The sequence below is a fragment of the Streptomyces sp. CA2R106 genome (assembly GCF_037034245.1).
Lineage (GTDB): Bacteria > Actinomycetota > Actinomycetes > Streptomycetales > Streptomycetaceae > Actinacidiphila.
Genome location: NZ_JBAGKC010000003.1, coordinates 166,945 through 181,782, shown reverse-complemented (window position 1 = coordinate 181,782; position 14,838 = coordinate 166,945). Strand labels below are relative to the sequence as shown.

Below are 14,838 nucleotides of genomic sequence, written 5' to 3'. Positions count from 1 at the left end.
GGGCGCGGGGTGCGGGAGGATGGCGGAGTGGAAGGCGAAGCTGTGGCGGTGATGCGGACCGTCGACTTCGGGGTGGCGAAGCTGCTGCCGGACGTGGACCGCGCGGACGCGTGGCTGCTGACGGTGGACGGCGCCCCGCAGTCGTACGTGGACCTGGCCGACCCCGAGCACCTGGAGTTCGAGTACGTACGGCGTGTCGCGTACGTCGTCGAGGCGGTGTGCGACACGCGGGCCGCGCCGGTGGACGTGGTCCACCTCGGTGGCGGCGCGCTGACCCTGCCGCGCCGCTTCGCCCGGACCGTGCCGGGCGCGGCGCAGGACGTCATCGAGGCGGACCGGGGCCTTGCCGGGCTGGTCGCGGAGCACCTGCCGCTGGACGCGCCCGGCGTCCGCACCCATGTCGCGGACGCGCGGGAGTGGCTGGCCGCGCGCCCGGACGCGAGCGCCGACGTGCTCGTGGCGGACGTCTTCGGCGGCTCGCGGGTCCCCGCGCACCTGACGACGCTCGAGTACGCCGCGCAGGCGGCCCGGGTGCTGCGCGGCGGCGGGCTGTACGTGGCGAACCTCGCCGACGCCGCGCCGTTCACCTTCCTCGGCTCCCAACTGGCCACCCTGCGGGCGGCGTTCGGTGCGGACGCGGAGGTGTGCGTGCTGCTGGAGCCGGGGGTGCTGCGCGGGCGGCGGTACGGCAACGCGGTACTCGCGGCCACCCGCGGGGAGCTGCCGCTGGCCGCCGTGGCGCGGCGGTGCGCCGCCGACCCGTTCCCGGCGCGGGTGCTGGGGACGGCGGAGGCGGTGCGGGCGTTCCCGGGCGCGCCGGTGCGGGACGCGGCTGCGGCCGACTCGCCCGAGCCGCCGGGCGGGGCGTTCACGGTCGGCTGAGCGGAGGCCGACACGGCGAGGTCGCCGACGACGGTGTGCGCGCCGTCGAACTCCTCGGCGAGCTGCCGGGCCCGGCCGGCGTCGCGGGCCGGCGGCGCGCGGACGCCGGCTCAGCTCGCGCCGGGCGCCCCTGCGGGGCCGTCCGCGACGGGTGCGGCGTCCGGCCCGTCCGCGACAGGTGCGGCGGCCTGCCCGGCCGGTACCGGCGCGGCGCCGGCGGGTCCGACCGGCACCGTGACCGTCTTCGGGCGGTGCTCCAGCCGCCGTACGTCCGGCACCAGCAGCACCGCGCCGGTCAGCAGCAGCACCATGGCCGCGCAGCCCCACAGCGCGTTCGTACGGCCGAAGGCGTTCGCGGCCGGACCGGACAGCGCGGTGGCGATCGGGGTCAGCGAGATCGAGCCCAGCCAGTCGTACGCCGACACCCGCGACATCTTGTCCTCGGGGATCTCCTGGTGCAGCGCCAGCATCCAGCCGACCGCGAAGACCTCCACGCCGACCCCGGCGACGAAGGTCGCGGTCGACAGCGGCAGCACCGGCACGGCGCCGGCGAGCGCGGCCGCGGGCAGCGCCATCGGGAAGATCCCGAGGGTGCCGGCGAGCAGCATCCGGCGCGGACGCCAGCGGACCATCAGCAGGCCGCCGCAGAAGGTGCCGACCCCGCCCGCGGCGACCGCGAGCCCCCAGGGCGCGGCGCCGCCCAGGTGCTCGCGGGCGACCAGCGGGCCGTAGACGGTCTCCGCTGCGGTGACCACGGCGTTGACGATGCCGAACTGGATCACGATGCCCCACAGCCACGGGCGGGCGGCGAACTCCCGCCAGCCCTCGCGCAGTTCGCCGACGATGCTGCTGCCCGACCCGGCGGCCCGCGGAGCGGCCGGGACACGCAGCCGGCCGCGCAGCGCCGCGGCGCACAGGAACCCCGCGGAGTCGACCGCGAGCACCCAGCCCGGGCCGATCGCGGCGATCAGCGCGCCGCCCAGGGCCGAGCCGCCGATGATCGCGCCGTTCATGGTCAGCCGGTAGACGGAGAACGCCTTGCCCGCGTGGGCGGAGTCCACCGTGGACAGCACCATGCCCTCGGAGGCGGGCGAGAAGAACGCCTGCCCGGTGCCGCCCACCGCGGCCAGCGCGGCCATCGTCCACAGCGCGGGCGAGCCGGTGAGCACCAGGACCGCGAACGCGGCCTGCGAGGTGGCGTTGAGCAGGTTGGCGCCGACCATCACCCGCTGCCGGGGCAGCCGGTCGGCCATGGCGCCGCCCAGCAGCAGGAAGACCACCAGCGCCAGAGTGCGGGCGGCCACCACCAGGCCCACGTCGGTGGCGCTGCCGCCCTGGTCGATGACCGCGTACGCGGCGGCGATCGTGGCGCCGGCGTTGCCGATGTTGGCGACCAGGGATGCGCTGACCAGCAGGCGGAAGTCCCGCCCGGCCCACGCGGGCGGCTCGGGCAGGGCCGGCAGCCGGCCGAGCAGCTTCCGGGCGGTGCCGGGGCGGGGACGGGAGCCGGGGGCGGTGCGCTTCACCCGGGCACTATCCAGGAAGGACCGGGTGAAGCGCCAACCGTTATCGGCTCGCGGCCGCGCCGCGCTACTTCTTGATCGGCCGGATGGTGCTCTTGATCTTGTCCACGGTGGCCTTGGTGAGCGCGTCGGAGACGCCCGTGTCGGCGTACAGCACCCACACCACCGGGGTCGGCTTCGTCTGGGAGGGGTCGGTCCAGGCCACGGTGTAGGCGACACCGCTCGGCGGCTCGCACTTGTTGGCCTTGACGACGTTGGTGGCCGTGGCCTCGGCCTGCCAGCCGGTGATGCCGTAGCTGTTGGAGAACGCCTTGCTGTCCTGGGCCTTGGAGAAGGTGCCCTTGCCCTTGACCTGGTAGGCCCAGTACGCCCACGCCTCGGCCTCGTTGTCGGCGGCGTCCTTCAGGCTCTTCGCGCCGCTGCCGCCCTTGGTGCCGACGGCCGCGCGGTCCGCCTCGCCGTCGGAGGACTTGCACCACGCGTGCTTGTAGTACGCGGGGGCGCTCATGATGACCTCGGGGTCGCCCTTGTCGTTGCTGAAGCCGACGCTCATGCCCTCGCTGTCGACCGTCCAGCCCGGCGGGACGTCGAAGGCGACGTTGCGCTGGTCGCGGCGGACCACCTGCCAGCCGGGGATCACCGCCTTGATCTCGGTGCCGCCGTTGCGCGGGTTGTCGTTGTCGTCCGCGCCGCCGGTCGAGGTGTCGGTGGGGGAGGGGGTGGCGGTGGGCTTCGCGGGCGTCGTCGCGGTGGGCGTGGCGGGCCCCTTCGCGTCGTCCTTCTTGCCGTGGTCGCCGGTGAGGTAGACCGCGCCGACCGCCACGGCCGCGATGACCGCGAGCGAGGCGGTGATCGCTATCGCAATGGTCAGCCTGCGGTTGTCCTTCTCCGGCGGCAGGCCGGGGCCGCCGGGTCCACCAGGGCCGCCGGGCACCGCCGGGCCCCAGCTCTGGGGAGTGGGGTAGCCGCCGGCCGGAGCCTGCCCGGGCTGCTGGTAGCCGGACTGCGGATAGGGGCCGCCGGGCGCGGGCTGGCCGTACGGAGGTGCGGGCGGCTGCTGCGGCTGACCGTAGGGCGGCGCCGGCGGCTGCTGGGGCTGGCCGTACGGAGGTGTGGGCGGCTGCTGCGGCTGCCCGTACGGCGGGGTGGGCGGCTGCTGGTAACCGGGCTGCGCGTACGGGTTGGGCGGATACCCGTACGGGGCCTGCGGGGACTGCGGCGGCTGCCCCTGCTGCGGTTGCTGCTGCGTGTTCGGCTGTTGCGGGTGCTGCGGGGGGCCGCCCTGCGGGTTCTGCTCTCCCCCGTGCTGCTGGTCTCCTGGCCACATGGCTCGAAACACTAGGGGAGAGGCCCGTCGGGTTCCACGCCGGACCAGGATACTGACTGGTAACATGCGGCCATGTCAGACACGTTGCCCCCCATAGGCGAAATCCTCAGCTCCACCGTGCCCATGGTCCGCACCCTCGGCCTGGAATACCTGGAGACCACCGCCGAGCGCGCGGTCGTCGCGCTGCCCGACCGGCCCGAGTACCGCAACCACGTCGGCGGCCCGCACGCGGGCGCGATGTTCACCGCCGGGGAGTCCGCCTCCGGCGCCGTGGTGATCGGCGCGTTCGGCGACCAGCTCTCCCGCGCCGTCCCGCTGCCGGTGCGGGTCGAGGTCACCTACACCAAGATCGCCCGGGGGCAGGTGCGCGCGACCGCGACTCTCGGCCGCCCCGCCGCCGACGTCGTCGCCGAACTCGACACCGGGCGGCGCCCGGAGTTCCCGGTCGAGGTCGTCCTCACCCGCGAGGACGGCGCCGAGACCGGCCGGATGACCGTCGTCTGGACGCTGCGCCCCAACAGCTGACGTCCCCGCCGCGGCGGGGGAGCGGCCGGCCGACCGGAAGCGCACCGCTGAGCGGACAGGACGTGCGCCCGGTCGGTTAGGCTTCCAGGAAGCGCGCTGCGGGCGCGCGTTCGACCGCCACCCCGGGGAGGGACCTGCTGTGCACGTGCAGGACTGGCTGGACGGCATTCCGCCGGTCGCCGTCTATCTGATGGTCGGTCTCGTGGTGGGGGTGGAGAGCCTCGGCATCCCGCTGCCCGGCGAGATCGTGCTGATGACGGCGGCGCTGCTGTCCTCCCAGGGCCACGTCAGCCCCTGGATCGTCGGCGCGTGCGCGATCTTCGGCGCGGTGGTCGGCGACTCGATCGGCTACGCCATCGGGCACAAGGGCGGCCGACCCCTGCTGGACTGGCTCGGCCGCCGCTTCCCCAGCCACTTCTCACCCGGCCACATCGCCACCGCCGAAAGCTCCTTCCAGCGCTGGGGCATGTGGGCGGTCTTCTTCGGCCGTTTCGTGGCCCTGCTGCGGATCTTCGCCGGGCCGCTCGCCGGCGTCCTGAAGATGCCCTACCACAAGTTCCTCATCGCCAACGCGCTCGGCGGCCTGGTCTGGGCCGGCGGCATCACCGCGATCATCTACTACGTGGGCGTCGTCGCCGAGCCCTGGCTGACCCGCTTCGGCTACGTGGGCCTTGCCATCGCGGTCCTGGTCGGCCTCGGCTCCTTCCTCTACGTACGGCGCCGCGCCGCCAAGGTGCAGGCCGAGCACGAGGCGGCCGCCGAACGCGAAGTGGCCGTCGCCCCCTCCGGCGAGTGACCCCCTCCCGCGGGTGACCCCGCCCGGCCCACCGGTCAGCCCAGCGCCTCCCGGTGGGCCCGGGCCAACTCCACGTAGTGCGCCGCGTTCAGCCGCAGCACCTCCCGCTCCTCCTCGGTCAGCTCCCGCCTGACCTTCGCCGGCACCCCCGCGACCAGGCAGTTCGGCGGCACCACCATGCCCTGCGGCACCAGCGCGGCCGCCGCCACCAGCGAACCGGCGCCGATCCGCGCTCCGTTGAGCACCGTGGCCCCCATCCCGATCAGCACCCCGTCCTCCACCACGCACCCGTGCAGCACCGTGTTGTGCCCGACCGTGACATCCGCGCCGACGACCGCCGGGAACCCCGGATCGGCGTGCACCGTGCAGTTGTCCTGGATGTTGGAGCCCGCGCCGATCCGGATCTGCTCGCAGTCGCCGCGCAGCACCGCGTGGTACCAGACGCTCGCCCGCTCGCCCAGCACCACGTCACCGAGCACCACGGACGTCGGCGCCGCATACGCCCCCGGGTCCAGCCGCGGCTGCCGGCCCGCCACCCCCGCGACCAGCGCCCCGGGCGCCCCGGCCGCCGAACCCGCGTGCTCCACCGACTCCGACGCCGACTGCGACTCCGCCATGCCCGCTCCCGTCCGATCCCGCGCCGCTCCACCACGGCCCCGCAGCACCGTATACGGTGGCCGTGTGCCCGAGAACAAGAACGTGTTCTTCTCCTTGCTGTCCGGCGCCGCGGCCTGGCGACGGCGCGCCACCACCCGCCTGGTGCACCGCGCCTGGCGACGGGTGCAGAACGCGGGCGCGGTCACCGCGGAGCGCCCCGGGCTGCTGCGCTTCGGCCGGATCGGCTGGGGCACCCGCCTCGCCTTCCCCCAGGGCACCGTCTTCGGCGAACCCTGGATTCACCTCGGCGCCTGCTGCATCATCGGCGAACAGGTCACTCTCACCGTCGGCCTGGCCCCCGCCGACCTCGACTACGGCCCCGACCCGGTCATCCGCATCGGCGACGGCGTCGTCATCGGCCGCGACAGCCACATCGTGGCCCTGGCCCCGATCGTCATCGGCGACAAGGTCTACTGCGGCCCCAACGTCTACGTGACCAGCACCAACCACTCCTATGAGGACCCCGACCAGGCCATCGGCGAGCAGTGGCCCCACGCGGCGCCCGTCGAGATCGGCGCGGGCAGCTGGCTGGGCGTGGACAGCGTGGTGCTGCCCGGCGCCCGGCTCGGCCGCAACGTGGTGGTGGCCGCCGGCTCCGTGGTCCGCGGCGAGGTCCCCGACCACGCGGTGGTCGCCGGCGCCCCCGCCCGGATCGTGCGCCGCTGGGCACCCGACACCGGCTGGCAGCCACCGCTGCGCACCCCCGGCCCCGCAGCGCCCGGCCCCGCAGCGCCCGGCCCCGCAGCGCCCGGCCCGGACAGCGTGCCGCCCGAACAACGCCTCGACCTGCCCGGCCTGGAGACCCCCACCGCCACCTGAGGCACCTGCCGCCCGCCCGCCGCGGACCGGGGACCGCACCGTCCGCGGCGCGGGCGCTAGGCGCGCGGCAGTTGCGGTATCTCGATGGCCGGGCAGAGGTTCATGACCATGTCCACCCCGGCCGCGCGCACCCGTTCGTACGCCTTCTCGTCGATCACGCCGAGCTGGAACCACACCGCTTTCGCGCCGGCCGCCACCGCCTCGTCGGCCACCGCGCCGGCCCACGCGGGGTGCACGAAGACGTCCACCACGTCGACGGGGAAGGGGATGTCCGCCAGCTTCGCGTACCCCCGCTCGCCGTGCACCGTCTCGGCCTTCGGATGGACCGGCACCACGCGCTTGCCGAACCGCTGGAGCACCGCCGCCACCTGGTAGGCCGGGCGGGTGGTGTTGCCCGACAGCCCGACCACCGCCCAGGTGTCACCGCTGTCGGTCAGGATCTTGCGCGCCCTGGCCCTGTCCTCATAGTCCGTGTACCCGCTGCCGAACCCGTCCCCGTTCACACCGCTCACCGGCCCTCTCGCCTCGAACTCCCGACCGCCCGCGCGCTTCCCGCGCGTCCTGCCCTGATCAACGCCCCGCCCCACGCCCCGATTCCCGCCGCACTACGCTGAACGGGTGGTAGATCGGTATCTGACGGTGGCGCGCCCGGGCGTGTACGAAAGTGAGATCAAACGCTCGCGGTTCCGGTGCGCGCTGGCCCCGGCCGCCAGCCAGGAAGCCGCCGAGGAGTTCGTCCGCGCGGTCCGCAAGGAGCACCCGGCCGCGACGCACAACTGCTTCGCCTACGTCATCGGCCCCGACGGCCGCCTGCACCGTGCGAGCGACGACGGCGAGCCCGGCGGCACCGCGGGCACCCCCATGCTCCAGGTGCTGCTCGGCCGCGAGGTGCGCGACGCCGTGGCCGTCGTGACCCGCTACTACGGCGGCGTCCAACTCGGCGCGGGCGGCCTGGCCCGGGCCTACGGCGGCGCCGTGTCCGCCGCGCTCGACACCGTCGGCACCCTCCAGCGGCGGCTGCTCACGCTGCTCACCGTCACCGCGGACCACCAGCGTGCCGGACGCCTGGAGAACGAACTGCGCGCCGCCGGGCACACCGTGCGCGAGGTCGAGTACGGCGCCGCCGTCACCTTCCACCTCGGCGTGCCCGAAGCCGATGTCGCCGCCTTCCGGTCCTGGCTCGCCGACGCCACCTCCGGCGCCGCCACCTGCACCGCCGAGGGCAGCGCCTACGTGGACGTCACCTGACGCCGGGCCGACGCCGCCCGGCACCGGCTGACACCGCCGCGCCCCGGCCGATCGCGGGCGGCCCACCGGGGTGTGCGGCCGGACCGCGCGGAGATCGACGGAGATCGGTAGTACGGTGCAGGTCGGCGGGCGGACGCCCGGGAAGGGGAGGGGAACAGGTGCGGTTCGCGGCGGTGGCGGCGTGAGATTCCTGCACACCTCGGACTGGCACCTGGGGCGGTCCTTCCACCGGGTGAGCATGCTCGGCGCCCAGCGCGCCTTCCTCGACCACCTGGTGGCCACGGTGCGCGCCGAGCAGGTCGACGCGGTGCTCGTCGCGGGCGACGTCTACGACCGCGCCGTGCCCCCGCTGGCCGCGATCGAGCTGTACGACCAGGCCCTGCACGCCCTCGCCGACCTCGGCGTGCCGACCGTGCTGACCTCCGGCAACCACGACTCGGCCCGGCGGCTCGGCGTCGGCGCCGGGCTGATCGACCGCGCCGGTGTCCACCTGCGCACCGACCCCGCGACCTGCCACCGGCCGGTGCTGCTGCCCGACCCGCCGCACGGCGACGTCGCCGTCTACGGCCTGCCCTACCTCGAACCGGCCCTGGTCCGCGCCGAGTTCGACGCCGAACGGGCCGACCACACCGCCGTCCTCGGCGCCGCCATGGACCGGGTGCGCGCTGATCTGGCCACCCGGCCCGCCGGCACCCGCGCCGTCGTCGTCGCGCACGCCTTCGTCACCGGCGCCGCCCCCTGCGACAGCGAGCGCGACATCACCGCCGGCGGCGTGGAAGCGGTGCCCGCCGAGCTGTTCGACGGCGTCCACTACGTCGCGCTCGGCCACCTGCACGGCTGCCAGACGGTCAACGACCGCGTACGGTACTCCGGTTCGCCGCTCGCCTACTCCTTCTCCGAGCAGCACCACCGGAAGAGCATGTGGCTGGTCGACCTCGACCCCGAAGGCGCCGTCGGCGCCCGGCGGCTGGACACACCCGTGCCGCGCCCGCTGGCCCGGCTGCGCGGCCGCCTGGACGACCTGCTCGCCGACCCCGCGCTCGAACCGCACACCGGCTCCTTCGTCGAGGCCACCCTCACCGACGCCCACCGCCCGCACGAACCGATGGCCGCGCTCGCGGAGCGCTTCCCGCACGTCCTCGCGCTCGCCTTCGCACCCGACCGCGCCGACGAGGACGACCTCGCCTCCTACGCCCGCCGGCTGCGCGGCCGCACCGACCAGCAGATCGCCGAGGACTTCGTCGCCCACGTCCGCGGCACCGCCCCCGACCCGGCCGAAACCGGCGTGCTGCGCGCCGCGTTGGACGAGGTGCGGGCCGACGCCGTACGGACGGAAGCCGACTGATGCGCCTGCACCGCCTCGAACTCACCGCGTTCGGCCCCTTCGCGGGCACCCAGCACGTCGACTTCGACGAGCTGTCCGCCGCCGGGCTGTTCCTGCTGCACGGCCCCACCGGCGCGGGCAAGACCTCCGTGCTCGACGCGGTCTGCTACGCCCTGTACGGCCAGGTGCCCGGCGCCCGGCCGGCGAACCGGCTGCGCAGCGACCACGCCGCGGCCGGCACCCCGACCGAGGTCGTCCTCGAACTCACCCTCGCCGGGCGCCGGTTGGAGATCACCCGGCGCCCGGAGCAGACACGCGCCAAGAAGCGCGGCACCGGCACCACCGTCGACAAGGCGGTCACGCTGCTGCGCGAGCAGGTCGGCGGCACATGGCAGGGCGTGTCCAAGTCGCACCAGGAGATCGGCGAGGAGGTGCGGCAACTCGTCGGGATGAGCTGCGAGCAATTCTGCCAGGTGGTGCTGCTGCCGCAGGGCGAGTTCGCGACGTTCCTGCGCGCGGGCGCGGTCGAGCGCGCCGCGCTGCTCGGGCGGCTGTTCGACACGCGCCGCTTCAAGGCCGTCGAGCGGCGGCTGCGCGACCTCAGGCACGAGGCGGACCGGCGGCTCGCCGCGGCCGACGACGAACTGCGGCAGATCGCCGCCCGGATGCGGCAGGCCGCGGGGGACGACAGCGCCGGCCCCCCGGCGGCGGCCCCCGAAGCCGCCCTCGACGCCGCCCTGCTGGCCGATGCCGCGCTCGCCCGCTGCGACGCCCGCGAGCGGTATGACATCGCGCGTACGGCCGTACGCCTCGCCGAGGACGGGCACCGCGCCGCCGCCGAGACGGCCACCGCGGCACGCGAGGTGGCCGCCCTCCAGCGCCGGCACCGCGAAGCCCGCGACCGGGCGCGGGCCCTTGAGGAGCAGCGCCCGGCGCGGGACGCCGCCCGGACCCGCCTCGACCGCGCCCGGCGGGCCCTGGCCGTCGACCCCGCCCTCGCCCGCCACGCCAAGGCGGCCGCCCGCTACGAGGAGGCAGGCGCCGCGGAGGAGGAAGCGGCGGACCGGTTGCGGGCCGCGGGCGAACACGTCGCGGACGCGGGCGAGGTCCCGGCCCAGCGGACCGGTGACGCCGCGGTACAGGCGCTGTCGGCCCCGGTGGAACGGCAGTTGGCGCAGGCGCTCGGCGCCGGGCGGAGCGGTGGCCGTCCGGCCGGGGAGGCGGGCTTCGGCGCGGCGGAGGGCGCCGAGGACGCACGCGTGGCCGTCATGGCGCACAGGGTGGGGGAGTTGCGGGAGGAGCTGGGCGGGCTGGCCTCCGCCGGGGAGGCGGAGGCGCGGTTGGAGGAGATCGGGCGCCGCCGGGAGGCGCTGGCCCGGGAGGAGCGCGCGGACGAGGGGGCCGTACGGGAGGCGCAGGCGTGGCTGGAGCGGTGGGCGGCCGAGCGCGGCCGGCTCCAGGGCCGGGTGGAGGCCGCCGCGGAGGCTGCCGCTCGGGCGGAGGGCCTGGCCGGGCGGGTGGAGGCGGCCTTGACCCGGCGCGACGCGGCGGCCGAACGCGACCGGCTGGCAGCGCAGTTGGCCCGCGCGCAGGACGCCGGACGGGACGCGCGGGACCGGGCCGCGCAGGCCCGCGAGGCGTGGCAGGACGCACGGGAGGCCCGGATCGCCGGGATCGCCGCTGAGCTGGCCGACGGCCTGGTGGACGGCGAGCCGTGCCGGGTGTGCGGCGCCGCGGAACACCCCGCGCCCGCACGGCCCGAGGCCGGCCGCCGGGTGACCTCCGCCGACGAGGACGCCGCCCACGCCGCCTACGAGCGGAGCCGTGCGGCCCACGCGGCGGCGGGCGAGGCGACGGCCCGCCTGCGCGCCGCCCACGAGGCGGCCGCGGCCGCCGCCGGGACCGCCTCCTACGCCGAACTCGTCGCCGCCCACGCGGAGTCGGCCGCCGAGCACGCCGCCGCCGTGCGCGCCGCCGGGGGCCTGGCCGAGGCGCGCCGCGACCTCGCCCGCGCGCAGGAGGAGCAGGAGCGCCGCTCCGCCCAGCGCGAGCAGGCCCTCAGCCGTACCGCCGCCCGCACCTCCCGGCGGGAGGAACTGGACGAGCAGCACCGGCAGTTGGGTGCCGAGCTGGCCAAGGCGCGGGGCGGCCACGCCACCGTACGGGCCCGGCGCGGCGACCTGGCCGCGCGGATCGGCCTGCTGGACCGCGCCGTCGATGCCGCACGGGAGCGGGCGGAGTGCGGGCGGCAGCTCGATGAGGCACGCGCCGCGCTCGCTGCGGCCGTGCGCGAGGCCGGGTTCGCGTCGCCCGACGAGGCGGCGGCGGCGCTGCTGCCACCGGCCGAAGTGGCCCGCGCCGAACGGGACATGGCCGCATGGGAACGGGAGGAGGCCGCGGTCGAGGAGGGCCTGGCCGCACCCGAACCCGCGGCGGCCGCCGCGCTGCCGCCCGCCGCGCCCGAACGCGCCGAGCACGCCGCCGAACAGGCGCAGCGGCGGCTGCGGACGGCCTCGGCCGCGGAGTCGGCCGCCGCGACCCGCTGCCGGGAACTGGACCGGCTGAGCCGCCTGGCCACCGCGCGGGTGCGGGAACTCGCCCCGGCCCGGGCGGAGTTCGATCGGCTCCGACGGCTGGCGGACCTCGCGGCGGGCACCTCGGCGGAGAACCGCTACCGGATGGAGCTGGAGACGTACGTCCTGGCGGCACGCCTGGAGCAGGTCGCCGCGGCCGCGGGCGTGCGGCTGCACCGGATGTCGGCCGGCCGCTACACGCTCGCGCACAGCGACGCCCGGGCCGGCAACCGCGCCAAGTCCGGCCTCGGCCTGGTGGTCGTGGACGCCTGGACCGGCACCGAACGCGACACCTCGACGCTCTCCGGCGGCGAGACGTTCTTCGCGTCGCTCGCCCTGGCGCTCGGCCTGGCCGACGTCGTCACCGACGAGGCGGGCGGCATGCGGCTGGACACCCTCTTCATCGACGAGGGCTTCGGCAGCCTCGACGAGGGGACCCTGGACGAGGTGCTCGACGTCCTCGACGGGCTGCGCGAACGGGACCGGGCCGTCGGCATCGTCAGCCATGTCGCCGATCTGCGGCACCGCATCCCCGCGCAGCTCGAGGTCGACAAGGGCCGCGACGGCTCCAGCGTCCGCATGCGCTCCGCCGCCGGCTGAGCCCCGCGCCGGACCAACGGCGCCCCGAATCGGACCCCGGGACCGCGTGACCCGTAACCCGTAACCCGTAAGCCTTCCGTAGCCGTGGGCCCTACCCGGGCGGCGCCGTCAGTTCGTACGCCCACAGCTCGCCGCGGTCCGCGACCCGGGTGAAGCCCACGCGCGCGAGGACCGCCTGCGAGGCGGCGTTGCCCGGCTCGGTGGTGGCCAGGACGACCATCACGTCGGGCTGGCCGAGCGCCCACTGGCACAGCGCGCGGGCCGCCTCGGTGGCCCAGCCGCGGCCGCGGGCGGACGGCGACAGGTCGTAGCCGATCTCGACGGCGCCGCGGTCCGGCGGCCCGTGGAAGCCGACCCCGCCGAGCGCGGTCAGGTCGTCGGCCCGCTGGATGACGAAGAGCCCCCAGCCGGGCCGGTAGACCCCGGCGCTCGCCGAGACGACCGTCATGGTGGCCGCGCTGGACGTGCCGTCGCCGGGCACGCTGTCGATCCAGGTGAAGTCGCCTGGCTTGCCCTCGGCGAGCACCGCGGCGGCCTCGGGCAGTTGCTCGCGCAGGACGAGCCGGCCCTGCGTGAGCACCAGGCTCCCGCCGTCGTGGGAAGCGTGCAGAGTCATCGGACCGGACCGCCTTGTCGCCAAACGCAGGGAAGCGGGAGCCGGCACGCCTGCACCGGCCCCCCCTGTCCCGAACCCTACGCCCTGGTCACCCGCCCCGGCAGGCACACTTCGGACCGCGCCCGCGCCGCCGCGGCACGTGGGGGCGGACGCCGCGGACGGCCCCCGCCCCGCGCGTGGCGGTCAGCGTGCCGATCAGAGCGCCGACAGCTCCGCGAGGAGGTCGTCCAGCCCCAGCGACCCCAGCGACAGCGCCGCCATGTGCCACGCCTTGAGGTCGAACGCGTCGCCGTGCGCGGCGCGCGCGGCCGCGCGCCCGGCGAGCCAGGTGCGCTCGCCCATCTTGTAGCCGATCGCCTGCGCGGGCATGCCCAGGTAGCGGATCAGCTCGCTGTCGATCAGCGTCGCCGGGCTGCCGCTGTGCGCGGCGAAGAAGGCATGGCCCAGCTCCGGGGTCCACCGCTCGCCGGGGTGGAAGGGCGAGTCGGCCGGGATCTCCAGCTCCAGGTGCATGCCGATGTCGATGATGACCCGCACCGCGCGCATCATCTGCGCGTCGAGGTACCCCAGCCGCCGCTCCGGGTCGGTGAGGAAGCCGAGTTCGTCCATCAGCCGCTCCGCGTACAGCGCCCAGCCCTCGACGTTGGCGCTGATGATGCCGACGGTGGCCTGGTAGCGGGAGAGGGTGTCGGCGATGTGCACCCACTGGGCGAGCTGGAGGTGGTGGCCGGGCACGCCCTCGTGGTACCAGGTGGAGACCAGGTCGTAGATCGGGAACCGGGTCAGGCCCATCGTCGGCAGCCAGGTGCGGCCGGGCCGGCTGAAGTCCTCGGTGGGCCCGGTGTAGTAGGGCGCGGAGGCGCCGCCGGGCGGGGCGATGTGCGCCTCCACCTTCTTGACCCGCTCGGCGAGTTCGAAGTGCGTGCCGTCCAGCGCGCGGATCGCCTCGTCCATCAGCGCCTGGAGCCACTCGCGCACCTCCGGCACGCCCTCCACGACGGTGCCGTGCGTCTCCAGGTGGTGCAGCACGTCCCACGGGTCGGTGTCGGGCAGGATCTTGCCCGCCTCCGCGTGCATCTCCCCGAGCAGCCGGTGGAACTCCGACCAGCCGTACGCGTACGCCTCCTCCAGGTCCAGGTCCGCGCCGTTCCAGTAGCGCGACCAGCGGGCGTACCGCTCGCGGCCCACGGTGTCGGGCGCGCCCGCCACGGCCGGGGCGTACGTCGCGCGCAGCCAGTCGCGGATCTCGGCGAAGGCGGCGGTGGCCTCGGCGGCCGCGGCGTCCAGCTCGGCGCGCTGCTCGGCCGGGCCGTCCGCGGTGAGCTGCGCGAACCAGCTGCTCTCCGCGCCGTCGCCGACCCAGGTGCCCAGCTGCTCGATGACGGTCTCCACCTGCTTCGGGCCGGCCGGCAGGCCGCGGGACAGGCCCTCCTCCAGGCTGGCGCGGTAGCCGGCGACGGACGCGGGCACCGCGCGCAGCCGGGCCGCGAGGTCGGCGTGGTCCTCGGCGGTGGCCAGCGGCATCAGCGTGAAGGTCTCGCGGATGGAGTGCAGCGGGGAGTTGATGTTGCTGACCGCCCGCAGGTGCTCGCCGGCCTCGTGGACCTCGATCTCGGCGGTGAGCCGGTCCCGCAGCAGGCGAGCGCAGCGCCGCTCGGCCGGGCTGTCGCCGCCGGGCCGCGCCTCCGCCTCGGCCAGGTCGGCCAGGGTGCTGCGCGCCAGGTCGGCCAGGGCCTGCGCGCCGGCGGGCGAGTGGTCGGGCAGCCGGCGGGCGCTGCCCGGGGCGCCGAGGTACGTGCCGAGGGCCGGGTCGAGGGCGACCAGGGCGTCGACGTAGGTGTCGGCGACCTGGCGGGGCAGGGGGCTGCTGGTGAGTGACGACATGCGGTCATCTTCGTATGCCGGGCGGCACGGCGTCACCCCGGATGTCCTTACCGGCCACGGCCGC

Annotated in this window: 13 protein-coding genes; 7 read left to right on the top strand and 6 right to left on the bottom strand. The window is 75.9% G+C overall.

Translation table 11 applies throughout. The annotated features are described in order from the left end of the window. The first annotated feature begins 51 nt into the window (after positions 1-51). Complete coding sequence (locus WA788_RS06430) at positions 52-882, top strand: spermidine synthase (protein ID WP_335973028.1); 831 nt, start codon at positions 52-54, stop codon at positions 880-882. Positions 883-992: 110 nt separating this feature from the next. On the opposite strand, the gene WA788_RS06425 is transcribed toward WA788_RS06430, so the two are convergent. Further along, the gene (locus tag WA788_RS06425) at positions 993-2,357 is read right to left on the bottom strand and encodes an MFS transporter (protein WP_335973025.1); all 1,365 of its coding nucleotides are present in this window, start codon (positions 2,355-2,357) and stop codon (positions 993-995) included. A 115-nt stretch (positions 2,358-2,472) separates the two neighbouring features. After that, a complete protein-coding gene (locus WA788_RS06420) occupies positions 2,473-3,732 on the bottom strand; it encodes a hypothetical protein (protein ID WP_335972386.1) in 1,260 nt (419 codons plus the stop codon). A 72-nt stretch (positions 3,733-3,804) separates the two neighbouring features. On the opposite strand from WA788_RS06420, the gene WA788_RS06415 reads away from it, so the two are divergent. Together WA788_RS06415 and WA788_RS06410 are read left to right on the top strand one after the other, a co-directional pair. Then, a complete protein-coding gene (locus WA788_RS06415; protein ID WP_335972385.1) occupies positions 3,805-4,257 on the top strand; it encodes a DUF4442 domain-containing protein in 453 nt (150 codons plus the stop codon). 139 nt (positions 4,258-4,396) lie between these two features. Continuing rightward, positions 4,397-5,053 carry a DedA family protein gene (locus WA788_RS06410; protein WP_335972384.1) on the top strand — a complete coding sequence of 219 codons (657 nt, stop codon included), beginning with the start codon at positions 4,397-4,399 and terminating at the stop codon, positions 5,051-5,053. Between the two features lie 35 nt (positions 5,054-5,088). Here WA788_RS06410 and WA788_RS06405 read toward each other — a convergent pair whose 3' ends face one another. Further along, positions 5,089-5,670 (bottom strand): gamma carbonic anhydrase family protein, encoded by a 582-nt coding sequence (locus tag WA788_RS06405; protein WP_335972383.1) that lies wholly within the window; start codon positions 5,668-5,670, stop codon positions 5,089-5,091. A 64-nt stretch (positions 5,671-5,734) separates the two neighbouring features. On the opposite strand from WA788_RS06405, the gene WA788_RS06400 reads away from it, so the two are divergent. Continuing rightward, on the top strand, positions 5,735-6,529 hold the full coding sequence (locus WA788_RS06400) for an acyltransferase (RefSeq protein WP_335972382.1): 795 nt from the start codon (positions 5,735-5,737) through the stop codon (positions 6,527-6,529). Positions 6,530-6,585: 56 nt separating this feature from the next. Here WA788_RS06400 and WA788_RS06395 read toward each other — a convergent pair whose 3' ends face one another. Continuing rightward, a complete protein-coding gene (locus tag WA788_RS06395) occupies positions 6,586-7,032 on the bottom strand; it encodes a CoA-binding protein (protein ID WP_335973022.1) in 447 nt (148 codons plus the stop codon). A gap of 115 nt (positions 7,033-7,147) precedes the next feature. Here WA788_RS06395 and WA788_RS06390 point away from each other — a divergent pair, with 115 nt between their 5' ends. From WA788_RS06390 to WA788_RS06380, 3 genes are all read left to right on the top strand, one after another. Then, on the top strand, positions 7,148-7,777 hold the full coding sequence (locus WA788_RS06390) for a YigZ family protein (protein WP_335972381.1): 630 nt from the start codon (positions 7,148-7,150) through the stop codon (positions 7,775-7,777). 181 nt (positions 7,778-7,958) lie between these two features. Continuing rightward, positions 7,959-9,122 carry an exonuclease SbcCD subunit D gene (locus WA788_RS06385; protein ID WP_335972380.1) on the top strand — a complete coding sequence of 388 codons (1,164 nt, stop codon included), beginning with the start codon at positions 7,959-7,961 and terminating at the stop codon, positions 9,120-9,122. After that, positions 9,122-12,274 (top strand): SMC family ATPase, encoded by a 3,153-nt coding sequence (locus WA788_RS06380; RefSeq protein WP_335972379.1) that lies wholly within the window; start codon positions 9,122-9,124, stop codon positions 12,272-12,274. The genes WA788_RS06385 and WA788_RS06380 overlap by 1 nt, the downstream gene beginning before the upstream one ends. A 91-nt stretch (positions 12,275-12,365) precedes the next feature. Here WA788_RS06380 and WA788_RS06375 read toward each other — a convergent pair whose 3' ends face one another. Both WA788_RS06375 and WA788_RS06370 read right to left on the bottom strand, forming a co-directional pair. Further along, positions 12,366-12,890, bottom strand: a complete 525-nt coding sequence (locus WA788_RS06375) for a GNAT family N-acetyltransferase (RefSeq protein WP_335972378.1) — start codon at positions 12,888-12,890, stop codon at positions 12,366-12,368. A gap of 195 nt (positions 12,891-13,085) precedes the next feature. After that, positions 13,086-14,774, bottom strand: a complete 1,689-nt coding sequence (locus WA788_RS06370) for a DUF885 domain-containing protein (protein WP_335972377.1) — start codon at positions 14,772-14,774, stop codon at positions 13,086-13,088. Positions 14,775-14,838 lie beyond the last annotated feature (64 nt).

Bases quoted from the DNA above. Each gene is read 5' to 3' on its own strand.
- WA788_RS06430 (WP_335973028.1), top strand. From the start codon at position 52: ATGCGGACCGTCGACTTCGGGGTGGCGAAGCTGCTGCCGGACGTGGAC.
- WA788_RS06420 (WP_335972386.1), bottom strand. From the start codon at position 3,732: ATGTGGCCAGGAGACCAGCAGCACGGGGGAGAGCAGAACCCGCAGGGC.
- WA788_RS06415 (WP_335972385.1), top strand. From the start codon at position 3,805: ATGTCAGACACGTTGCCCCCCATAGGCGAAATCCTCAGCTCCACCGTG.
- WA788_RS06405 (WP_335972383.1), bottom strand. From the start codon at position 5,670: ATGGCGGAGTCGCAGTCGGCGTCGGAGTCGGTGGAGCACGCGGGTTCG.
- WA788_RS06380 (WP_335972379.1), top strand. From the start codon at position 9,122: ATGCGCCTGCACCGCCTCGAACTCACCGCGTTCGGCCCCTTCGCGGGC.
- WA788_RS06375 (WP_335972378.1), bottom strand. From the start codon at position 12,890: ATGACTCTGCACGCTTCCCACGACGGCGGGAGCCTGGTGCTCACGCAG.
- WA788_RS06370 (WP_335972377.1), bottom strand. From the start codon at position 14,774: ATGTCGTCACTCACCAGCAGCCCCCTGCCCCGCCAGGTCGCCGACACC.